The 19,830-nt window shown below is 72.8% G+C and carries 21 protein-coding genes; 11 read left to right on the top strand and 10 right to left on the bottom strand.

Annotated features, from left to right (window positions below; translation table 11 throughout):
- Positions 1 to 78 precede the first annotated feature (78 nt).
- Positions 79 to 1,095: a zinc-dependent alcohol dehydrogenase family protein gene (locus tag BOQ63_RS41900; protein ID WP_030289873.1), complete on the bottom strand. Its 1,017-nt coding sequence runs from the start codon at positions 1,093 to 1,095 to the stop codon at positions 79 to 81.
- 313 nt (positions 1,096 to 1,408) lie between these two features.
- On the opposite strand from BOQ63_RS41900, the gene BOQ63_RS41895 reads away from it, so the two are divergent.
- Positions 1,409 to 2,665, top strand: a complete 1,257-nt coding sequence (locus tag BOQ63_RS41895) for an arsenic transporter (RefSeq protein ID WP_072656079.1) — start codon at positions 1,409 to 1,411, stop codon at positions 2,663 to 2,665.
- Between the two features lie 13 nt (positions 2,666 to 2,678).
- On the top strand, positions 2,679 to 3,170 hold the full coding sequence (locus tag BOQ63_RS41890; protein WP_033355719.1) for a universal stress protein: 492 nt from the start codon (positions 2,679 to 2,681) through the stop codon (positions 3,168 to 3,170).
- A gap of 66 nt (positions 3,171 to 3,236) precedes the next feature.
- Here the strand turns inward: BOQ63_RS41890 and BOQ63_RS41885 are convergent, their stop codons facing one another.
- A complete protein-coding gene (locus tag BOQ63_RS41885; RefSeq protein WP_045694210.1) occupies positions 3,237 to 3,440 on the bottom strand; it encodes a cold-shock protein in 204 nt (67 codons plus the stop codon).
- Between the two features lie 337 nt (positions 3,441 to 3,777).
- On the opposite strand from BOQ63_RS41885, the gene BOQ63_RS41880 reads away from it, so the two are divergent.
- On the top strand, positions 3,778 to 4,149 hold the full coding sequence (locus tag BOQ63_RS41880; protein WP_030279693.1) for a GvpU-like protein: 372 nt from the start codon (positions 3,778 to 3,780) through the stop codon (positions 4,147 to 4,149).
- A gap of 93 nt (positions 4,150 to 4,242) precedes the next feature.
- On the opposite strand, the gene BOQ63_RS41875 is transcribed toward BOQ63_RS41880, so the two are convergent.
- Positions 4,243 to 4,773 carry a hypothetical protein gene (locus BOQ63_RS41875; RefSeq protein WP_143174875.1) on the bottom strand — a complete coding sequence of 177 codons (531 nt, stop codon included), beginning with the start codon at positions 4,771 to 4,773 and terminating at the stop codon, positions 4,243 to 4,245.
- Between the two features lie 94 nt (positions 4,774 to 4,867).
- Positions 4,868 to 5,932, bottom strand: coding sequence for a LacI family DNA-binding transcriptional regulator (locus tag BOQ63_RS41870; RefSeq protein WP_072656078.1), 1,065 nt, complete (start codon positions 5,930 to 5,932; stop codon positions 4,868 to 4,870).
- A 257-nt stretch (positions 5,933 to 6,189) separates the two neighbouring features.
- Between BOQ63_RS41870 and BOQ63_RS41865 the strand changes: the two genes are divergently transcribed.
- From BOQ63_RS41865 to BOQ63_RS41845, 5 genes are all read left to right on the top strand, one after another.
- Complete coding sequence (locus tag BOQ63_RS41865; protein ID WP_030279687.1) at positions 6,190 to 6,540, top strand: hypothetical protein; 351 nt, start codon at positions 6,190 to 6,192, stop codon at positions 6,538 to 6,540.
- Positions 6,541 to 6,734: 194 nt separating this feature from the next.
- Positions 6,735 to 7,325, top strand: coding sequence for a carbonic anhydrase (locus tag BOQ63_RS41860; RefSeq protein WP_030279685.1), 591 nt, complete (start codon positions 6,735 to 6,737; stop codon positions 7,323 to 7,325).
- Between the two features lie 47 nt (positions 7,326 to 7,372).
- Positions 7,373 to 8,866: a SulP family inorganic anion transporter gene (locus BOQ63_RS41855; protein ID WP_079183992.1), complete on the top strand. Its 1,494-nt coding sequence runs from the start codon at positions 7,373 to 7,375 to the stop codon at positions 8,864 to 8,866.
- Positions 8,867 to 9,218: 352 nt separating this feature from the next.
- On the top strand, positions 9,219 to 10,418 hold the full coding sequence (locus BOQ63_RS41850) for a M20 metallopeptidase family protein (RefSeq protein ID WP_435820420.1): 1,200 nt from the start codon (positions 9,219 to 9,221) through the stop codon (positions 10,416 to 10,418).
- Between the two features lie 240 nt (positions 10,419 to 10,658).
- The gene (locus tag BOQ63_RS41845; RefSeq protein ID WP_107488611.1) at positions 10,659 to 12,386 is read left to right on the top strand and encodes a putative Ig domain-containing protein; all 1,728 of its coding nucleotides are present in this window, start codon (positions 10,659 to 10,661) and stop codon (positions 12,384 to 12,386) included.
- 331 nt (positions 12,387 to 12,717) lie between these two features.
- Here BOQ63_RS41845 and BOQ63_RS41840 read toward each other — a convergent pair whose 3' ends face one another.
- Positions 12,718 to 13,269, bottom strand: a complete 552-nt coding sequence (locus BOQ63_RS41840) for an RICIN domain-containing protein (protein ID WP_454131966.1) — start codon at positions 13,267 to 13,269, stop codon at positions 12,718 to 12,720.
- 203 nt (positions 13,270 to 13,472) lie between these two features.
- On the opposite strand from BOQ63_RS41840, the gene BOQ63_RS41835 reads away from it, so the two are divergent.
- Together BOQ63_RS41835 and BOQ63_RS41830 are read left to right on the top strand one after the other, a co-directional pair.
- Positions 13,473 to 14,021, top strand: a complete 549-nt coding sequence (locus BOQ63_RS41835) for a YciI family protein (RefSeq protein WP_072656076.1) — start codon at positions 13,473 to 13,475, stop codon at positions 14,019 to 14,021.
- 397 nt (positions 14,022 to 14,418) lie between these two features.
- Entirely contained in the window at positions 14,419 to 15,309 is an 891-nt protein-coding gene (locus BOQ63_RS41830) for a phenylalanine 4-monooxygenase (RefSeq protein ID WP_232790654.1), read from the top strand.
- Positions 15,310 to 15,331: 22 nt separating this feature from the next.
- Here the strand turns inward: BOQ63_RS41830 and BOQ63_RS41825 are convergent, their stop codons facing one another.
- Complete coding sequence (locus tag BOQ63_RS41825) at positions 15,332 to 16,324, bottom strand: alpha/beta hydrolase (protein ID WP_037828337.1); 993 nt, start codon at positions 16,322 to 16,324, stop codon at positions 15,332 to 15,334.
- A 223-nt stretch (positions 16,325 to 16,547) separates the two neighbouring features.
- Here BOQ63_RS41825 and BOQ63_RS41820 point away from each other — a divergent pair, with 223 nt between their 5' ends.
- Entirely contained in the window at positions 16,548 to 17,231 is a 684-nt protein-coding gene (locus BOQ63_RS41820) for an alpha/beta fold hydrolase (protein ID WP_072656075.1), read from the top strand.
- A 423-nt stretch (positions 17,232 to 17,654) separates the two neighbouring features.
- On the opposite strand, the gene BOQ63_RS41815 is transcribed toward BOQ63_RS41820, so the two are convergent.
- From BOQ63_RS41815 to BOQ63_RS41800, 4 genes are all read right to left on the bottom strand, one after another.
- Positions 17,655 to 18,053 (bottom strand): NUDIX hydrolase, encoded by a 399-nt coding sequence (locus tag BOQ63_RS41815; protein WP_072656074.1) that lies wholly within the window; start codon positions 18,051 to 18,053, stop codon positions 17,655 to 17,657.
- Positions 18,054 to 18,070: 17 nt separating this feature from the next.
- Entirely contained in the window at positions 18,071 to 18,571 is a 501-nt protein-coding gene (locus BOQ63_RS41810; RefSeq protein WP_030550567.1) for a nucleoside deaminase, read from the bottom strand.
- Between the two features lie 95 nt (positions 18,572 to 18,666).
- Positions 18,667 to 19,137, bottom strand: coding sequence for a cyanase (gene cynS / locus BOQ63_RS41805; protein WP_030279662.1), 471 nt, complete (start codon positions 19,135 to 19,137; stop codon positions 18,667 to 18,669).
- 66 nt (positions 19,138 to 19,203) lie between these two features.
- On the bottom strand, positions 19,204 to 19,797 hold the full coding sequence (locus BOQ63_RS41800; RefSeq protein ID WP_072656073.1) for a carbonic anhydrase: 594 nt from the start codon (positions 19,795 to 19,797) through the stop codon (positions 19,204 to 19,206).
- Between the last annotated feature and the right edge of the window lie 33 nt (positions 19,798 to 19,830).

Below are 19,830 nucleotides of genomic sequence, written 5' to 3'. Positions count from 1 at the left end.
TGAACCAGTCGGCGGGGGCCTTGCTGGTGGGCTGGGGTTCGATGAGTTCCATGGGGCTGCCTTTCCGGGTGACCGGGTTCAGGGCTTGAGGAGGGCCTTGACGGCGCGGCGCTCGTCCATCGCCCGGTACCCCTCGGCGACCTGCTCCAGGGGCAGGGTGAGGTCGAAGACCTTGCCCGGGTCGATCCGGCGGGTGAGGACGTGGTCGATCAGGTCGGGCAGGTAGCGGCGGACGGGCGCCGGGCCGCCGCGCAGGCCGACGTGGGAGAAGAACAGCTCCTGCCCGTCGACGGCGACGCCGTGCGGCACGCCGACGAAGCCGACGTTGCCGCCGGGCCGGGCGGAGCGCAGGGCCTGCTGCATGGCTTCGGCGGTGCCCACGCACTCCAGCACGCTGTCGGCGCCGATGCCGTCGGTCAGCTGCCTGATCCGGGCCACTCCCTCCTCGCCGCGCTCGGTGACGAGGTCGGTGGCGCCGAACTCCCGGGCCAGCCGCTGCCGGGATTCGTGGCGGCTCATCGCGATGATCCGCTCCGCGCCCATCGCCTTGGCGGCGATCACCCCGCACAGGCCCACCGCGCCGTCGCCGACCACCACGGCGGTCGAGCCGGGCTTGACCTCGGCGGCGTCGGCGGCCCACCAGCCGGTACCCATCACGTCGGAGACGGCCAGCAGACCCGGCCAGTACTCCTCGCCGGGCACCTCTTCGGTGGCGACCAGGGTGCCCTGGGCGTTGGGGATGCGCACGTAGTCGGCCTGGCAGGTGCTCATGAACTCGCGGTGCAGGCAGTTCGACGTGAAGCCGTTGCGGCAGTTCGGGCAGGTGTTGTCCGAGGTGGCGAAGGAGCCGACGACGAACTGGCCGGGCCGCAGCCCGGTGACCTCGCTGCCGACCTCCTCGACGAAGCCGACGTACTCGTGCCCCATCGGACTCGGTCCGGCGACGGTGTCCACGCCGCGGTACGGCCACAGGTCGGAGCCGCACACGCAGGTCAGGGCGGTGCGGATGACCGCGTCGGTGGGGTGGAGGATCTTCGGGTCGTCCAGGGTCTCCAGGCGGATGTCGCCGGGGCCGTGGATCACTGTTCCGCGCATGAGTGGGGATTCCTTCGCATCACGGGGCCGGGCGGCGCACTGCTCGCCCTCTGCCTTCCAGGGAACCCGCTCCCGGGGCGCGCAGCGAGTCACCAGCGAGGGGTGTACCGGCAGTACATCCCTTCCGGGCCCGGAACGCCGTACGGTCGGGGGAGGCCTGCGCCTGCTCGCCTCCTGGGGCGCCACCCGGGAAGCCGTACGAACGCACGCGTGAGCCCGGGGATGCGGCCGGGCGCCCGCCGTGGCTCTCCGGTTCGGTTCGGATCTGGTTCGATAGGGGCTACCGTCACCCCCAGCCGCGAGGAGCAAGGCCCTGAGTACGTCGATCGCCGAGGCGCTGTCCGTCGGGTTGCTGGTGCTGGTACTGGTGGGTGCGGTGGTGCGGCCGTGGGGGTGGCCGGAGGCGGTGGTCGCCGTACCGGCTGCGGGGCTGGTGGTGGCCACCGGCGCTATCTCTCCGGCGCACGCACTGGCCGAGGCGCAGCGGCTGGGGCCGGTGATCGGGTTCCTGGCGGCGGTGCTGGTGCTGGCGCAGCTGTGCGACGACGAGGGGCTGTTCCAGGCCTGCGGGGCGTGGATGGCCCGGACGTCGGCCGGGAGTCCGCGGCGGCTGCTGGTTCAGGTGTTCGCGGCGGCGTCGGTGATCACGGCCGTGCTGAGTCTGGACGCCACGGTGGTGCTGCTGACGCCGGTGGTGTTCGCGACGGCGGCCCGGCTGGGGGCCCGCCCGAAGCCGCACCTGTACGCCTGCACGCATCTGTCGAACACCGCCTCGCTGCTGCTGCCGGTCTCCAACCTGACGAACCTGCTGGCCTTCGCCGCCAGCGGGCTGAGCTTCACCCGGTTCGCGGCGCTGATGGTGCTGCCGTGGCTGGTGGCCATCGGCGTGGAGTACGTGGTGCTGCGCCGGTTCTTCGCCGCCGACCTGGAGGCGGGCGCCCCGTCCCCGGGCGGGGCGGGGGCGCCGGAGATGCCGCTGTTCGCGCTGGTCACGGTGGCGGGCACGCTCGCCGGGTTCGTGCTGACCTCGACGGTCGGGATCGATCCGGCCTGGGCGGCGCTGGCGGGCGCCCTGGTGCTCGCCGTGCGGGCGCTCGCCCGGCGCCGCACCACCCCGGCCGCGGTCGTGCGCTCTGCCGCCGTGCCGTTCCTGGCCTTCGTCCTGGCGCTCGGCGTCGTGGTGCGGGCGGTGGTCGACAACGGGCTGGCCTCCGCGCTCGGGCACCTCGTCCCGCACGGCACCTCGCTGCCCGCCCTGCTCGGGGTCGCGGTGCTGGCCGCCGTCCTGGCGAACGTCATCAACAACCTGCCGGCCACTCTCGTCCTGCTCCCGCTGGCCGTCCCCTCCGGGGCGGGGGCCGTCCTGGCGGTGCTGCTCGGGGTGAACATCGGCCCCAACCTGACCTACGCCGGGTCGCTGGCCACCCTGCTGTGGCGGCGCATCGTGCGCGAACACGACGCCGAGGTCGGGCTGGGCGAGTTCACTCGGCTCGGGCTGCTGGTCGTGCCCGCTGCGCTGACGCTGGCCGTGGTGGCACTGTGGGGGTCCCTGCAGATCGTCGGAACGTGAGGAGGACGGGCCCGTGACGGTCGTCGTCTGGATCACCGAGGGCACCTGGCCCGCCTGCGTCGATGCCGCCCGCACCCATGCGCCGCAGGATGCGCAGGTCGTGTTGCTCCACGTGAGCGACCGGGACGTCCCGGGCCTCGCACACGGCGCCTTCGCCGGGCTGCTCGGGCGCGGCCACCGCGAGCGTGACCCCGGTGACCGGGTGGGGCACCTGGCCGACGCCTCCGCCCGGCAGCTCCTCGACGCTGCGGTGGAAAGGTTCGGGCGGCCCTGCACCCGTCTGGAACGCACCGGCCGTACCGAGCGGGAGGTCGTCGCGGTGGCCGAGGGGGCCGAACTGCTGGTCCTGGCCCGCGACGGCGACCGCACCCGGCTCGGGCCGCACAGCCTCGGCCCCGCCACCCGCTTCGTCGTCGACCACGCCCCCTGCCCCGTGCTGCTGGTCTGGCCGGAACCCGCACCCGGCGCCGACACCCTCCCGCCCCCGCCGGGTCCACAGCGCTGAAAGGGCCCGCACCGCGTTTGCGCGGTGCGGGCCCCTCACTGCTGGGCGAGTGCCGTGGCAGAAGAACTACAGCGGGCGGATGTTCTCGGCCTGCGGGCCCTTCTGGCCCTGGGTGACGTCGAACTCGACCTTCTGGCCCTCGAGCAGCTCACGGAAGCCGTTGGCGTTGATGTTCGAGTAGTGGGCGAAGACGTCGGGGCCGCCACCCTCCTGCTCGATGAAGCCGAAGCCCTTCTCCGAGTTGAACCACTTCACAGTGCCATTAGCCATTTGTATCTCCTTCAAGGGCCCATCCGAAGCACGCACCGTGCGAGCTTCGAGTCACCGCATGGAGTGCCCACCGGGAAAGAGCCGGGGAACAAAAAATGCGCCTGCGATACGTCAGCAGGCGCACACAAAGTTCATGGGAACCACTACTGCAACTGACTCGACTGTAGCAGGCCGCCGCCCGTCGCGCTGGGAACCGCCGGAATGTCGCGCGCCCGCGCTCCCGGCGCGTGTCGTCCGGAATGAATGAATTCCCGGCTGTCCGAACTTTGAGCGCCAGGACGGCCGTCTCAGCAGGGTCCTGGTCCGCCCGGCCCTCGGGGGCACTATTCTCGGGTCCATGTCGAACCCTGATGCGCTGCTCGTCGACATCGCCGCAATGGTGGAGTCCGAGCGCAGCAACCAGATGCCCCTGACCGTGGTGGTTCCGGGGGCAGTCATCACCGGCCGTTTGGCGCCGGAACGCCTGTGGCACGAACGGGTGGCCGAAGTCCTCGCCGCTTCGGACCACTTGAAGCCCTTCGCCACACTCTTCGAGACGTCCGCCGCCGACACGGCTCCGCCCGCCTCCCGGCCCACCCACCTGCACCTGCACGTCGCCCGCATCCTGCAAGGCAGTTTCGGTCTGCCCCACACCGGGGGCATGTACCGCATCGCCATCTCCGACGTCAGCAGTTGGACGGTGGGCGACCTCAGCTACTCCGACCAGTAACACCTCGTACGGGCCGGGCTCCGCACTGCGGGGCCCGGCCGCCGTGTTCGTGGCGCTCGGATCCGGGTTCTCCAGCCGGCGCCCGCACGCGGGTCAGGCATCCTCAGGATCGCGACGTTCCAGCCCGGCCGCCCTGGCGCGGGCCGTGGCGACGTGGGTCGCGATCGCCACCGCCAGCTGCTGTGGCCGACGCACGTGGACGAGGAGCAGCGGCTCCGGCTGGTCGCGGATCAGCAGGGCCACCGCCGCGTGGTGACGCGTCACGTGTTCCCGGCCGCCGCTGCGGTGCGAGTCGACGCGGCCGGGGACGTAGCTGACGTCCAGGATGTCGGCCCAGCCGAGCAGCACCGACTCCGCTTCGTTCGCGGAACACAGCCGCAGGCCCTCCGGACGCACCTCGACGGCCCGTAGGCCCAGGCCCGGCGGGATCTGTCCGGCGACCAGGAGGCCGCCGAGCACCACGGCGTCCACCACCAGCCCCTGCCACCAGATGCCGTTGTACATCAGCAGCCAGAAGAGCAGCACCAGGGTGTAGCCGGTCCACTTCCAGACCACCATCGGGACGTAGCGGTGGAGGCGGTGCACACTCACGACCCCGCCGCCGCCCGGTCCTGCCGCTGCCATGGACTCCCCCAACCCAAACGTTTGGCCCAATCGTTTGGCTTGGATGATAGGCACGCACCGGACTGGGCGCCAGAGGCAGAGAAGCCGGGTGGGATCAGAGAAGTGACGGTCCGACGGGTCGCCCGCTGGAGGCCCGCGCCACCAGCTCGGGCGCGAGGCGCCGGGACCGGGCCTGCCGGCCGCCCATCCTGCGCAGCAGCTCCCGCACCGCGGCCCGGCCCTGCTCCGCCATCGGTGACCGCACCGTGGTGAGCGCTACCGGCAGCTCGGCGGCGACCGGGGTGTCGTTGAACCCGGCCAGCGCGAGGTCCTGCCCCGGGCGCAGGCCGAGGTCCCGGGCCGCGCCGAGGACCCCGATGGCCGCCAGGTCGTTGACGGCGAACAGCGCGGTGGGGCGGCCGGTGGCGGCGCCGAGCAGGGCGGTCGCCGCGGCGCGCCCGCCCGTGGTGTCGAAGGCGCAGTGCCGCACCAGTGCGGCCGGCACCGGCAGGCCCGCCTCGGCGTAGCGGTCGACGAAACCGGCGGTGCGGTCGGTGCCGGTGCTGGCGAAGGGCTCGCCCGCGACGCAGCCGACCCGGGTGTGCCCCAGCCTCAGGAAGTGCTCGGCGACCAGGCGGCCGCCCTGGTAGTCGTCGCAGGTGACCGCCGGGAGGTCTCCCTCCGTACGGCGGTTGACCAGGACGTGGGGCGTCCCCCGCAGGGCCGGGTCCGCCAGGGCGGCGCCGTCCAGGTGGGCGTCGCCGATGATCAGGCCGTCCACCCGCCGTCCGAGGACCATCGCGATCCGCTCGCGCTGGCGGGCCGGATCGTCCTGGGTGTTGGTCACGAAGGCGGCGAGTCCGTGCCGGGCGGCCTCCTCCTCGATGCCCTCGTAGATGGTCGCCACGACGACCTCGGACAGCCGCGCGAACACCACCCCGATCAGGTTGCTGCGCCGGGTGCGCAGACTGACGGCCGCCGGGTTGCGGCGGTAGCCCAGCTCCTCGGCCAGATCGCGGACCCGACGGGCGGTCGGCCCCGAGGCGGCCCGCCGCCCTTCGCCGTCCCGGCCGTTCAGGACCCGGGACACGGTGGAGACGTCCAGCCCCAGCTGATCGGCGATCACCCTCAGCGTCACCGGACGGCTCTCGATGCCCACGACCGACTCCCTCTCCTCCATGAGCGCCCATTCTGCTCGATCGCCGGTCGGGCCGTCCGGCTGCCGGTCGGGCCGTCCGCTTGCGGGCGGCCGGGGCGACCGGCGGCCGGACACGACTCACCGGCCGTCCACATGCGGAGCTGTGGGGAGCACGTCATCACTTTTCACCAGAACTGATTCACGCACCGTTCACCGGGCTGCGGAACTCGCCCCGGCGCCAGGTCGTCAGAGTGCGTGAGGGTTCAAGGCCGAGCCAAATCCGGGGAAAGGAAAGGTCAATGTTCATCGCCAGGAGAGTGGTCCGCGCCGTAGCCGTGGCCCTCCTGGCAGCGGTGGGCCTGCTGTTGCTGTCCCCGTCCGCATCCGCGTACACCCGGGAGCCCAACCGCCCACGGCCGGCCATGGCGACGAAGCTCGCCGAGGAGGCCGTGACACCCAAGTGCGTGCCCGGCCCCGGCTGGACACGGCCCCGGAACGTCCGGGCCCCTCAGCACCGACCCGAGCTGCGACCGGCCCTCGACCACGAGGCTCCGGCCGCCGACCACCCCTCGCAGGACGCGGTCCCCGAACCGCCCCACCGGGCGGCCAGACAGGACAGAACCGCGGACCTCCAGGTGTTCCGCTGCTGATCGGCGCAGACCGCGCCCGCACGCTCACCCGTGGCGGACCCGTACGAGGGTCTCCCACCGCTCTACCTACCGGCAGTTCACGACGGCCCACGGCACGACCGCCGCCGTCGCGCTCCGCGCTGCCTCCGTACCGAGCGGGCACGGTCCCGAAGTCCCTGTACCCGCACGACTTCCGAAGGGCCAGAGGCACCGACATGCAAGGATTCATCGACCACGCCCGTACCTTCCGCCGCCGCGCCGCACAGGACGCCGACGCCTTCGGGCGGCTGGCCGAGGGCCAACGCCCGCAGGCGCTGTTCATCACCTGCTCGGACTCCCGCATCATCCCCGCCGCCGTCACCGGCGCCCGGCCGGGGGACCTCTTCGAGCTGCGGACCGCCGGAAACATCGTCCCGCCGTACCAGCCGTCCGTTCCCTCGGCCGAGGCCGCGACCATCGAGTACGCGGTCGAGGTCCTGGGCGTCGCCGACATCGTGGTGTGCGGCCACTCCCACTGCGGCGCCGTGGGCGCCGTCGTCCGGGGCGACGACCTCACCGGCGTGCCCGCCGTCCGCGACTGGCTCGCCGACGGCACCGCGCTGACGCCCGGCGGCGAACCGGGCCACGACCTGGCCGCCCCCGTACAACGCCACGTCCTCGACCAGCTGGAGAGGCTGCGCACCCACCCGAGCGTCGCCCGCCGGGCCGCCGAGGGCCTGCTCGGCCTGCACGGCTGGTTCTACGAGGTGCACACCGGCGCGGTCCTCACCCACCGCCCCGGCGCCGGCGCCTTCCTGCCGCTGTGACGCCGCGGCCCACCACCACCTCCGGACTCCCACCGACGAAGGCTCCCATGCGCTTTCTCACCTCCAGGTTTCCCGCCTCCAGGTTTCCCACGCTCAAGTACGACCTGACCGCCTCGCTCGTCGTCTTCCTGGTCGCCCTCCCGCTGTGCGTCGGCGTCGCCGTCGCCTCGGGCGTGCCCGCCGAACTCGGCCTGATCACCGGCATCGTCGGCGGCCTGGTGACCGGCCTGCTCCCCGGCAGCAGCCTCCAAGTCAGCGGCCCTGCGGCCGGGTTGACCGTCCTGGTCGCCGAGACCGTGCAGCGGTTCGGCCTGCCGGCGCTCGGCCTCGTGGTCGCCGCCGCCGGCCTGCTCCAACTGCTGCTCGGCGCGCTGCGCTGGGGCCGCTGGTTCCGCGCGATCTCCGTCGCCGTGGTCGAGGGCATGCTCGCCGGCATCGGGCTGGTCATCATCGCCGGGCAGCTCTACGCGATGGCCGACCGGCCGGCGCCCGCGAGCGGGACCGACAAACTCCTCGGCCTGCCCGCCCTCCTCGCCCGGCTCGTCTCCTCCCCCGCCGCCGGCGGCACCTTCCTGATCGGAGCCGGCACCATAGCCGTGATCGTGCTGTGGCAGCGGCTGCCCGCCAGGGCGCGGGTCGTCCCGGGCGCGCTGGTCGCCGTCGTGCTCGCCACGGCCGCGACCTGGCTGCTGGACCGTCCGATGAAGAAGGTCGAGGTCAAGGGCCTGCTGGACGCCGTCCAGCCGCCCGGCACCGGGGCGTTCGAGCAGTTCACCCCCGCCCTGATCGTCACCGTCGTCGCCTTCACCCTCGTCGCCTCCGCCGAGAGCCTGTTCAGCGCCGCCGCCGTCGACCGCCTCCACGACGGACCCCGCACCGACTACGACAAGGAGCTCATGGCCCAGGGTGCGGGCAACGCCCTCTGCGGCGCCCTCGGCGCCCTGCCGATGACCGCCGTCATCGTCCGCAGCGCCACCAACGTCCAGGCCGGCGCCCGGACCAAGGCCTCCCGCGTGCTGCACGGCGTGTGGCTGCTGCTCTTCGCCGCACTGTTGCCCGCCGCGCTCGGCGTCATCCCCGTCGCGGCGCTCGCCGGCGTCCTGGTGCACGCCGGGTTCAAGCTCCTGCCGTTCAAGCAGTTCGGCCCGCTGTGGCGCGAGCACCGCCCGGAGGCGCTCGTCCTGCTGGCCACCGCCGTGGCCATCGTCACGGTCAACATGTTCGAGGGCGTGCTGATCGGCCTGGGCCTCTCGGTCGTCAAGACGGCCTGGGAGACCTCCCGGCTGCACGTGGAGACCGAGGAGCAGCCCGAGGGGCACGTCCGGGTCCGGCTGACGGGCAACGCCACCTTCCTGCGGCTGCCCAGGCTCCTGGACACCCTGGAGGCGCTGCCGGCCGACCGGGTCGTGGAGCTGGACCTCAGTGGTCTGCGGCACCTCGACCACGCCTGCCAGACCGCGCTGACCACCTGGACCGAGCGGCACAACGCCAGGGCGCCCGAGGAGGTGCGGCTGATCCCCGCGCTCGCCGGGCGGGTCTGATCCGAGGTCGCGAGCGCGCTCACATGGCGCCGCGCCGTCGCGCCGGGGATGTCCGGCGCGACGGCGGGGTGCGCCGTGGAGGGCGCCCGTGCGCAGCTGGACCCGGCCGTCGGTGAGCGCCCTGATCTCCTGGGCGATGGCGCAGCCGTGCCGGGGCGTCCGCGAGGGCGGTCAGGACCGTCACGGTGGGTTCTCGCATCACACGCTCGCTCACCCCACGAAGGCGGTCAGCCGTGAATCCGGGCGGACGGGCCGGGTGAGCGCAGATCATGGAGCCAGCCCGACCCGACCCCCGTCTGGAGGCCCCGTGTCCGACCCTTCCGCGTCCACCACCCTGTTCGACCGACTGGCACTGCCCGAACTGACCCAATCCGCCGCCCTGCTGCAACCCGGACTCGCCACCCTGAGGCGTGAGTTGCACCAGGAGCCGGAGATCGGGCTCGACCTGCCCAGGACCCAGGCCCGGCTGCTCTCCGCACTGGACGGACTGCCGCTGGAACTCACCCTGGGCAAGGGCCTGAGCTCGATCACGGCGGTGCTGCGCGGCGGCCGCCCCGGGCCGAAGGTGCTGCTGCGCGCAGACATGGACGCCCTGCCGGTGCAGGAGCACGTCCAGGTGCCGTACGCCTCGAGGATCCCCGGCGCGATGCACGCCTGCGGGCACGACCTGCACATGGCCGCGCTGGTCGGCGCCACCCGGCTGCTGGTCGAGCGGCGCGCGGAGCTGGCGGGCGACGTGGTCCTGATGTTCCAGCCCGGCGAGGAGGGGGCGGGCGGCGCCCAGCGGATGGTGGACGAGGGCGTGCTGGACGCGGCCGGTGAACGGGTGGTGGCCGCGTACGCCCTGCACGTGGCGGCCGCCCTGCTGCCCAACGGGCTGGTCACCGCCCGCCCCGGGCCGATGCTGGCCGCCTCCGACACCCTGCGGGTCACCCTGCGCGGGCGCGGCGGGCACGGGTCCAGCCCGCATTCGGCGCTGGACCCGGTGCCGGCCGTGTGCGAGGCGGTACTGGCCCTCCAGTCGATGGTGACCCGGCGGATCGACGCCTTCGACCCGGTGGTCCTCACCGTCGGCACGCTCAGTGCCGGCACGGCGGCCAATGTGATCCCCGACGAGGCCCGGTTCGAGGCGACCGTCCGCTCCTTCTCCCCGCGCTCGCGGGAGTTGGTGGGCAGCGAGGCACTGCGCGTGGTGCACGGGATCGCGGCGGCCCACGGGCTGGAGGCGGTGGCCGAGGTGGAGCCCGGATACCCGGTGACCGTCAACGACCCCGTGGAGACGGACTTCGCGACCGGCCTGGCGGCCCGGCTGTTCGGACCGGAGCGGTACGTCCCGATGGCCCAGCCGATCGCCGGCTCCGAGGACTTCGGCGTGCTGGCCGCCGTCGTCCCGTCGGCGTTCCTGATGCTCGGCGCCGCCCCGACCGACGGCCGCGACCCCTTCACCGCGGCCTACAACCACTCCCCCGACGCCGAGTTCGAGGACAACGTCCTCGCCGACGGCGCCGCGCTCCTGGCGGCCCTGGCCCTGGGGCGGCTGGCCCGGGGGTAGGGCCTGTCAGGCGGGTCCTGCCCTGGGGGACACACGGTGAACGGGAAGGAGATCCGGTGAGCTGACGGTGTGGCAGCTGTGCAGGCTTTCCCCGATGAGGGTGAGTGGCGCGGCGATGACCCGTTTCGTCGCGTTCCGTTCAAGCGCCGCTTACCCCATCATGGGACGGTGCCACTGCGCCTACGCGCGTAGCACCCCCTGGTACTTCCCTGCACCCCCACGACACAAGGAGTCTGACCAGTGCTCAGACGCATAGCCGCCACCCGTCCGCTCGCCCTGGGCGCCGTCGCCCTGGCCGTGCTCACCGCCGCCGGCGCCGTCCCCCACCGGGCCGCGGCCGCGACCACGACGGGCGCGGCCCCCACCGCCGCCACGACCACCCAGCACCGGGTGCTGTTCGACGACACCAAGGCGGAGACCGCCGGCAACGCCGACTGGATCATCTCCACCAGCCAGCCGGACCCGCTTGCCCAGAACGCCAGCCCGCAGTCCGAGACCGACTGGACCGGCGCCATCTCCAGCTGGGGCGTCGCCCTCCAGAAGACCGGCCAGTACAGCCTCAAGACCCTGCCGAGCGGCTCCACCATCACCTACGGCACCGGCGGAGCGCTGGACCTCGCCAACTTCGACGAGTTCGTCCTGCCCGAGCCCAACATCCGGCTCAGCGACGCCGAGAAGACCGCCGTCATGAAGTTCGTCCAGAACGGCGGCGGGCTGTTCCTGATCTCGGACCACACCCAGAGCGACCGCAACAACGACGGCTGGGACTCCCCCGCCATCATCAACGACCTGATGACCACCAACTCGGTCAACAGCAACGACCCGTTCGGGCTCTCGGTCGACCTCCTCAACATCCAGACCGACAACCCGACCGCCGTCAACGACGCCAACGACCCCGTCCTGCACGGCCCGTTCGGCACCGTCACCGGCAGCATCATCCGCAACGGCACCACCTTCACCCTCAAGCCCGCCGACAACCCCAGCGTCAAGGGCATCGTCTACCGCACCGGCTACTCCGGCACCACCGGCGCCTTCTTCGCCACCAGCAGCTTCGGCAAGGGCCGGGTCGCCATCTGGGGCGACAGCTCGACCATCGACGACGGCACCGGCGAATCCGGCAAGACCCTCTACAACGGCTGGAACGACCCGGCCGGCACCGACGCCGCACTCGGCCTCAACGCCACCGCCTGGCTCGCCTCGGGCAGCGGCAGCGGCACCACCGGCGGCGTCGCCCTCACCAACCCGGGCGCCCGCACCGCCACCGCCGGCACCGCCACCAGCCTCCAGCTCTCCGCCACCGACACGGCCGGCGGAACCCTGAGCTACGCCGCCTCCGGGCTGCCCACCGGCCTGAGCGTCAACGCCACGACCGGCCTGATCAGCGGCACCCCGACCACCGCCGGGACCTACTCCGTGACGGCCACCGCGACCGACTCCACCGGCCCGTCCTCCTCCGTCACCTTCACCTGGACCGTCCAGTCCGGCGGCAGCGGCGGCGGCTGCACCCCGGCCCAGCTGCTCACCAACCCCGGCTTCGAGGCCGGTACGACGGCCGGCTGGACGGAGACCAACACCGGCGGCAGCAGCACCATCAACAGCAGCTCCAGCGAGCCGCCGCACTCCGGCACGTACGACGTCTGGCTGGACGGCTACGGCAGCGCCAACACCGACACGCTCGCCCAGACGGTGACCCTGCCGACCGGCTGCAGCACCTACACCTTCAGCTTCTGGCTGCACGTCGACACCGCCGAGCCCACCACCAGCGCGTACGACAAGCTGACGGTGACCGCGAACGGCACCACCCTGGCGACCTACTCCAACACGAACGCGGCCGCCGGCTACCAGCAGCACAGCTTCAACCTGTCCGGCTACGCGGGGCAGACCGTGACCCTGAAGTTCAGCGGCGCGGAGGACTACACCAAGCAGACCTCCTTCGTCCTCGACGACACGGCCGTCAACGTCGGCTGATCCGGCGCGGGGGTTGCCCTCCCCGAGGAGGGCAACCCCCGCAGGGGCGTCGAACGTCCGGCCTCAACCTCACCCTGCGCGCCACCGGTCTCGTCGACCGACGGATGGTCAGGTGAGCTGCGCCAGGCGCGCCTCGCCGCCTTCGCCCGGGAGCTCGATCGGGCGAGAGTCGGGGGCTGGGTGTTGCACGGATTGCTGACCCTCCGGGCGAGGCCCCGCTCGCGGATCGCGGCCGAGGCTCCGCCGACGAGTGGCGCCGGCTCGTGACGAGCCGGCGCCACCGTCCTCCGGCAGCTCTGGTGGGGCAGGCTGCCGGGAGGACCTGAGAGGATCAGATCGACTCGAGCGTCCAGTTCTGGTTGGTCCAGCCGTTGCTGTCCCAGAGCTGGACCTTGGTGCCGTTGGCGCCGATCGTGTTCAGGTCCGCATCCAGCACGCGGCCGTTGTAGCCGTTCACCACCCCGTAGCTGGCGAAGTTCCAGCGCTGGTTGGTCCAGCCGTTGTAGTCCCAGAGCTGGACCTTGGTGCCGTTGGCGCCGATCGTGTTGAGGTCCGCGTCGAGGTAGCGGCCGCTGTAGTTGTTCTGGATGTAGTCGACGGTGCCGTCGGTCCACAGGGTCCAGTTCTGGTTGGTCCAGCCGTTGCAGTCCCACAGCTGGACCTTGGTGCCGTTGGCGCCGATCGTGTTCAGGTCCGCGTCCAGGCACTTGCCGTTGTAGCTGCTGTGAATCCGGTACTGGCCCACGTAGTTCAGGCCTGCGGCCGCGCGGACCGTACCGACGTTCGCGCGACCCTCCGCGGCCGCCGCCGACCCGACGCCCGCGCCGAGGGCGGCCGTCACCAGGGCCAGGATTCCGAGGCCGGTGCAGATCTGCTTGCGCATGAACTCTCCTCGCAGCATGAGTGAGCGGACGGAGGGTTCCCGTGCCCCGTGGCGCTCGCCGTGTCAGCCGACCGGCTGACGTGCCCCATCCTCACGGCCCCGGTACGCCCGCGGCCACGACGTTGGCCCGACGTTCGCCCGACACTTCCACCGGTCCCACCAACTGCTCTACCACGCCGCCCGTTTGAGGAGAGCCTGCGGGCATGGAGTTCCTCTGCTACCACCGAGACCGGCCCGACTCCCTGGCGCTGCGCCGCGAGCTGCTGGAAGAACACTGGTCCTACATGGACCGGTTCGCGGAAGAGCTGATCGCCCGGGGCCCGACCCTCGACGACGACGGCGTACCCACCGGAAGCGTCCACATCGTCGACCTGCCCGATCCGGCCGTCGCTCCCGCGTTCGCCTTCGACGAGCCCGTCTACCGGGCCGGCGTCTACCGCGACGTGCTGCTGCGGCGCTGGCGCAACCTGCTGGGGCGCACCATGTGGGACTTCCCCGGCGGCGAGACCGGCGGCAACCACTATCTGGTGCTCGGCCTCGGCACGGGGCAGCCCGCCGACCTCACCGTACCCGCCGACCGGGACGAACTGATCGCCTACGGCCCGCTCCTGTCCGACGACGGCGTCACCTGGCTGGGTACGGCCGTCCTGCTCCGGGCGCCGGACCTGAAGACCGCCCGTGGCGTACTGACGGTGGAGCGGTACGCCGACGTCGAGGTGCACGGGTGGACCTTCGGCGGGCGTCCGTCGTAGCCCCGGCCGGGGTTGAGCGGCCCTCTCGCGCGGACGTCACGCCGGCCGGTCGGCCCACGCGGTGGCGGGGCGGGATCGGTACAGCCTCGCGTAGTACCGTCCTGCGCTTCCAGGGCGTGGGGCGCCTGACCGCTCCGCAGCACCGCCGCGACGGCGTGGTCCTGTTCGTCCGGGGTCGCGAAGAGTCGTTGGGGGTGAAGGTCGGCCGGGTCGGAGCGGGTGACCAGTCCGTTGGAGCGCACCCCGGAGCCTCGGCGCACCGCGCTGCTGGCCTCGGTGGTGCGGCACCTCGGGTCCCCGGCGCCTTCCTGGCGTGCCGCGCCCGGGCGCTTCTTCGGGCACGGGTAGCGACTGGGAGCGGATGCATGAGTCCGTATCCGCCGGGAAAATGCAGTGTGTGGGCGAAACGAGGGCGCGTACACCCGTTGCGGCTGACGGCCGGCTGGGCGTGCCCGCCGAGCACCCCGGGCTCAGCGATCCGCACTATCTGCGACGGCGCCGGTCCCTGGCCGCCATGGCCCGCGGGCACCGGGTCGGGGATCCCGCGCCGCTGGTCGAGTACAGCGCGAGCGAGGATCGGACCTGGCGGACCATCCACCGGGCGCTGTGGTCGGCCCAGGAGGAGCACGCCTGCCGCGCCGTCCTCGACGCCAGGGAGCAGGCGCCCATCCCCGCCCACCGCATCCCGCAGCACGCCGAGGTCGGACCGGCCCTGCGCCGCTCGACGGGCTTCCAGTTCACCCTCGCGGGAGGCGTCGTCGCCAACAAGCGGTTCCTCGGCTCGATGGCGGACGGCTACTTCCACGCCGTGCAGTTCGTCCGGCACCCCGCCGTGCCGCTGTTCACCCCCGAGCCCGATGTCGTCCACGACGTCTTCGGCCACGGGATCCACCTGTCCTGCCCGGCGTTCGCCGACATCTACCGCTCGATCGGACGTGCCGCCAGGCGCATCGACGACGCGGACGTCCTGCAGATGATCAGCGACGTCTACTGGTTCACCCTGGAGTACGGCGTCCTCGAGGAGGACGGCATGCCGAAGGCCTACGGCGCGGCCCTGCTGTCCTCCTTCGGCGAGATCCGGCGCCTGGGACTCTCCGACGTACGCGCCCTGGACATCGAGGCGATGCTCACCACTCCGTACGACATCTCCGGCTACCAGCCGGTCCTGTTCAGCGCCCGCTGCCTCCACGAGGTCGCCGACACCTTGAACGGCTTCCTGGAACAGCTCGACGACGGGAGCGCGTCCCGCTTCGGCCGCACCCCGCCCGGGGCCCGGTCAACCGGCTGACCGGGAGCGACCGGTCGCAGGCTCACGCCGGCGGGAGGATGCGGCGCAGCCAGCGGGTGCGGGCGGCGTGGGCATCCTGGGAGACGGCTGCGTGCGGGGCGAGGGTGTCGAAGCCGTGGCAGGCGCCGGGCCACACGTGGAGTTCGGCGTCGCCGCCCGCCCGCCAGATGGCGTCCGCGTAGGCGACGGTCTCGTCGCGGAAGGTCTCGGCGGAGCCCACTTCGAGGTACGCGGCGGGCAGCCGGGACAGGTCGGTGGCGCGGGCCGGGGCGGCGTAGGGCGAGAGGTCGGCGGCGCCGTAGCGCTCGCCCAGGACGGCCTGCCAGGCGGTCGCGTTGGAGGCACGGTGCCAGGTGTCGTGGCCGGCCATCTGGTGGCTGGAGAAGGTGTCGCCGCGGTCGTCGAGCATCGGGCTGAGCAGCAGTTGACCGATCGGCGCCGGGCCGCCGCGGTCGCGGGCCAGCAGGGCGAGGGCCGCGGCGAGCCCGCCGCCGGCGCTCTTGCCGCCGATCACCAGGCGCCGCGCGTCCACGCCCAGCGCGGCGGCGTGTTCGGCTACCCAGCAGAGCCCGGCGTAGCCGTCCTCGACGGCCCCCGGGAAGCGGGTGCGCGGCGCGAGCCGGTACTCGACGGACACCACGGCCAGCCCCAGCGGCAGCGCCCACGAGCGCAGCAGCCGTGGCAGGACGGACCACGCGTTGCCCGTCACCATTCCACCGCCGTGCAGGTAGTACAGCACCGGCAGTGCCCCGCCGACTCCGGCGGGCCGCCCGCTGACGAGTGTGACCTCTCCCCCGCCGTCGGCCCGTGGCACGCGGAGCTCCCCCACCTCGAAGCGGCCGCCGTCGCGCAGCTGGTCGGGAGTCGGACGGGGCCGGGCGGCGGCGTCGCGCTCCTGCCAGGCCGCCAGCCCCTCCGGGGTGAGCACCTGCCGCGCCCGCTCACCGGCGGCCGCCACCGCGACGCCCACCTGCGGATCCAACGGAGGCACCCGTCGAGCCAGCACCTCATCCATCACAGCACCCCCTTGCCAAGGGGCGCCCGAACGGCGCCCCGACCGGCCCAGCTTGCCAGTTCCGTTCACTCGGCCCGCCTGCGGCCCCCGCTCCGGCTGCCGTAAGCGGTCATGACGCCACGGCAGTTGACGTTGCGACGGGATCGAAGCCGGTGACACGATCAAGCCTGTCGCGACTCCGAGTCGCCTTGCTGCTGACGGCCCGCCCCGAGGAGGCATCCTGATGTCCACGTCCGCCGACCGCCCGTCGATCCTCCTGGTGCACGGCGCCTGGCACGGCGCCTGGTGCTTCGACGGCCTCCGGCCCCTGCTCGACGCCGCCGGCAGGCGGACGCACACGGTCGACCTGCCGACCGCCTCGTCCGCCACGGCCGGCCTCGTCGACGACGTACGGGCGGTACGCGAGGCCCTCGGGCGGATCGACGGGCCGACCGCCGTGGTGGCCCACTCCTACGGCGGCGTGCCCGTCACCGAGGCGCTGGCCGAGGCCCCGAACGCGGTGCACGCCGTCTTCCTGGCGGCCTACCCGCTCGAAGCGGGCGAATCGCTGGCCTCCCTCCTCGGCCTGCCGGAGTCCGGGGAGGCGGTGGGCAGCGTTCCGCCACCGGAGGACGCGCGTGAGCTGTTCTTCGGCGACGCCGCGGAGGGGGCCGCCGAGCGGGCCCTGGCGCGGCTGACGCCACAGAGCGCGCGGTCCTTCCGGGAACGGGTGACCACCGCGGGTTGGCGCTCGACCCGGTCCAGCTACATCGTGTGCGACGACGACCTCGCGCTCGCACCCGCCCACCAGGAACGCCTGGCGGCCCGGACCGACACCGTCCACCACCTGCCCGGCAGCCACTCGCCGTTCCTCTCGCGCCCCACCGAGCTCGCCGCCCTGCTCGACAGGATCGCCACGACCGGCTGAGGGGGAGCTGTGGAGGACCCGCAGTTCATGGTGGAGTTGACCGGTGCCTCGCCCCGCGGTGCGGCGGCGCTCAAGGCCGTCCGCGCGGTGACCGGGCTGAGCCTGTGGCACAGCCGCCGGGTGTTGGACACCGGATCGGCCACCCTCGTGTCGGACGTCCCGTTCGAGGTCGCCTCCCACGCAGCGCAGGTCCTGCGCCGCGCGGGGGTGCCGGCCGCCGTCCGTTGCGACTGGTGCCGGCGCAGCCTGCCCGAGGACGGCTCCCTCGTCGACCCCGGGCCCTGTACTTCACCGTACTGGGAGACCGCCCACTGTCAGGCCAACTCCCTGACCAGGTGCGATTGTGAGCACTGCGCCGAGTACGGCCCTCCTGGCGCCCGGACCCGCCGTGCCCTCGATCCGGGCCGATGGCTGGGGCGGGGCCTACCGGCGCAGCAGCCGGCCGGCGGCGGCGAGGTGGTCGAGGACGGTACGGGTCGTGGCGCTGGCGCGGGGGTGGTCGCCGTGGGTGAAGTGGGCGAGCGCGGCGATCTCGCCGCAGGGGGCGGGGGTGCCGGTGTGGTCGGCGGTGTAGCAGGTGGCGCGGACGACGGTGCCCGCGGGTTTGTTGTCGGCCGGGGCCTCGACGGTCAGCAGGGGTAGGGCGGTCGCCGGGTCCAGGGCGACGCCGAGTTCCTCCTCGACCTCGCGGACCAGTGCCTGGACGTGGGTTTCGCCGGGCTCGGGCTTGCCGCCGGGGAGGTAGAACAGCTCGCGGCCGTGGCTGCGGGTGGCCAGGAGTCGGCCGTGTTCCACCTGGGTCCAGGCCACCTTCTCGATCACGTCGGGCGTCGGGGGCCTCACCCGGCCGTCGGGGTGCCCGCGACCCGGCGCTCGCCGCCGTTGCGCTGCTGCCAGAGGCGGTAGACCTCCACCGCGTCCTCGCTCGGCGAGTACCGCATCGGCAGTCGGCGCTCCTCCCAGTTCTTGGCGAACTCGTCGTAGAAGTTGGCGAGTTCGAAGTACTTGCGGTCGTCGACATAGTGCGGTTCGTAGGCGTCGCGGGTGGTGAGGAAGACGACCTCGTCAGGCGAGCAGTAGTACAGCGAGCCCAGGCACATCGGGCAGGGGTGGGCGAGCACGTAGATGGTGGTGCCGGTCAGGTGCTCGGTGCCGAGCTTCGTGCAGGCCTCGCGGATGGCGAGGATCTCCGCGTGGGCGGTGGGGTCGTTGGTCTGGGCGACCTTGTTGGCGCTCTCGGCCAGGATCCGGCCGTCCTTGACGATGACGGTCGCGAACGGGCGGCCGCCCTCGGTGACGTTCCGGCGGGCGAGGTCGATGGTGCGCTGGACGAAGTCCACGGGGCCTCCTCGGGGTCGAAGGGTGTCGAAGGGTGGCTATGTCCGGGCCGGGCGGGGCGGGGCGGGCGATGGGCCCGCCCCGCCGGAGGCTCGGCTCAGAAGGGCTTGGTCGGCAGGTACTTGCCGTCCAGGGTGATGACGGCGCGCTCGCCCCCCTCGGGGTCGGCGACCTTCTTCACGTCGAGCTTGAAGTTGATCGCGGAGATGATGCCGTCGCCGAACTGCTCGTGGACCAGGGCCTTGAGGGTGGTGCCGTAGACCTGGAGCATCTCGTAGAAGCGGTAGATGGTCGGGTCGGTGGGGATGCCGCCGGGGATCGAGCCGCGGGTGGGGATGGTCTGGAGCAGCAGCGCCGCGTCGTCGTCCAGGCCGAGCAGGGCGGCGACGGCCTTGGCGGAGTCCTCGGGCAGGGCGTGCTGGCCCAGGACGGCGGCGGTGGTGAAGGCGACCGACAGGCCGGAGGCGTCGGCGATCTGCTGCCAGCTGAGGTCCTTGCGGGTCTTGGCGTCGACGGCGGCGACGGCGAGGGCCTGGCGAGCGGTGGGGTCGAACTGGGCGTGCACCATGGGGGTGTTCCTTTCGGGTTAACGGCTGCGCGGAGCAGCTGGATTCGGGGTTGGGGTCTTCCCGGGTCAGGCCGCGGGCACGGCCTCGCGGCCGTCCGGGGTGAGGTCCGCGACGCGGCCGGTGGCGATGTCGAAGACCCAGCCGCGCAGGGTGACGGTCCGTTCGGCGAGGGCGCGGGCGACGGACGGGTGGGTGGCCAGGTTCGCCAGCTGGGCGAGCACGTTGTGCCGGACCAGGGCCGGTACGTCCCCGGGAGTGGCGGTCCGGGCCACCGAGGCGTCGGCGAGCCGCAGCCAGTCGGCGACCGCCGGGGCGCCGCTCAGGTCGTGGCCGTGGGCGAGGGCGGTCATCGCGCCGCACGCGGAGTGGCCGCAGACGACGATGTCCCGCACGCCCAGAGCGGCGACGGCGTACTCGATGCTGGCCGTGACGCCGTCGGCCCCGGGGGTGTAGGCGGGCACCAGGTTCCCGGCGGTACGGATGACGAACAGCTCGCCCGGCTCCGCCCCGGTGATCAGCTCCGGTACGACGCGGGCGTCGGAGCAGCCGATGAACAGCGTGTGCGGGGCGTGCCGGACGGCCAGGCGGGTGAAGAGCTCTTCCTTGGCGGGGAAGACGTCCTGCTGGAAGCGTGCGATGCCCTGGGCGAAGTCACGCATGGGGTCACTTCCTTTCGTGGCGGCCGGGCCGGT

Source organism: Streptomyces viridifaciens (assembly GCF_001888885.2).
Lineage (GTDB): Bacteria > Actinomycetota > Actinomycetes > Streptomycetales > Streptomycetaceae > Kitasatospora > Kitasatospora aureofaciens.
This window is presented reverse-complemented; position numbering and strand designations above follow the sequence as displayed.

What these genes read in the sequence shown, in the direction of transcription:
- BOQ63_RS41880 (WP_030279693.1), top strand. Translation starts at nt 3,778, where the DNA reads ATGTCGAACCCTGATGCGCTGCTCGTCGACATCGCCGCAATGGTGGAG.
- cynS (WP_030279662.1), bottom strand. Translation starts at nt 19,137, where the DNA reads ATGGTGCACGCCCAGTTCGACCCCACCGCTCGCCAGGCCCTCGCCGTC.
- BOQ63_RS41840 (WP_454131966.1), bottom strand. Translation starts at nt 13,269, where the DNA reads ATGCGCAAGCAGATCTGCACCGGCCTCGGAATCCTGGCCCTGGTGACG.
- BOQ63_RS41835 (WP_072656076.1), top strand. Translation starts at nt 13,473, where the DNA reads ATGGAGTTCCTCTGCTACCACCGAGACCGGCCCGACTCCCTGGCGCTG.
- BOQ63_RS41860 (WP_030279685.1), top strand. Translation starts at nt 6,735, where the DNA reads ATGCAAGGATTCATCGACCACGCCCGTACCTTCCGCCGCCGCGCCGCA.
- BOQ63_RS41885 (WP_045694210.1), bottom strand. Translation starts at nt 3,440, where the DNA reads ATGGCTAATGGCACTGTGAAGTGGTTCAACTCGGAGAAGGGCTTCGGC.
- BOQ63_RS41800 (WP_072656073.1), bottom strand. Translation starts at nt 19,797, where the DNA reads ATGCGTGACTTCGCCCAGGGCATCGCACGCTTCCAGCAGGACGTCTTC.
- BOQ63_RS41865 (WP_030279687.1), top strand. Translation starts at nt 6,190, where the DNA reads ATGTTCATCGCCAGGAGAGTGGTCCGCGCCGTAGCCGTGGCCCTCCTG.
- BOQ63_RS41855 (WP_079183992.1), top strand. Translation starts at nt 7,373, where the DNA reads ATGCGCTTTCTCACCTCCAGGTTTCCCGCCTCCAGGTTTCCCACGCTC.
- BOQ63_RS41900 (WP_030289873.1), bottom strand. Translation starts at nt 1,095, where the DNA reads ATGCGCGGAACAGTGATCCACGGCCCCGGCGACATCCGCCTGGAGACC.
- BOQ63_RS41870 (WP_072656078.1), bottom strand. Translation starts at nt 5,932, where the DNA reads ATGGAGGAGAGGGAGTCGGTCGTGGGCATCGAGAGCCGTCCGGTGACG.
- BOQ63_RS41820 (WP_072656075.1), top strand. Translation starts at nt 16,548, where the DNA reads ATGTCCACGTCCGCCGACCGCCCGTCGATCCTCCTGGTGCACGGCGCC.
- BOQ63_RS41825 (WP_037828337.1), bottom strand. Translation starts at nt 16,324, where the DNA reads ATGGATGAGGTGCTGGCTCGACGGGTGCCTCCGTTGGATCCGCAGGTG.
- BOQ63_RS41875 (WP_143174875.1), bottom strand. Translation starts at nt 4,773, where the DNA reads ATGGCAGCGGCAGGACCGGGCGGCGGCGGGGTCGTGAGTGTGCACCGC.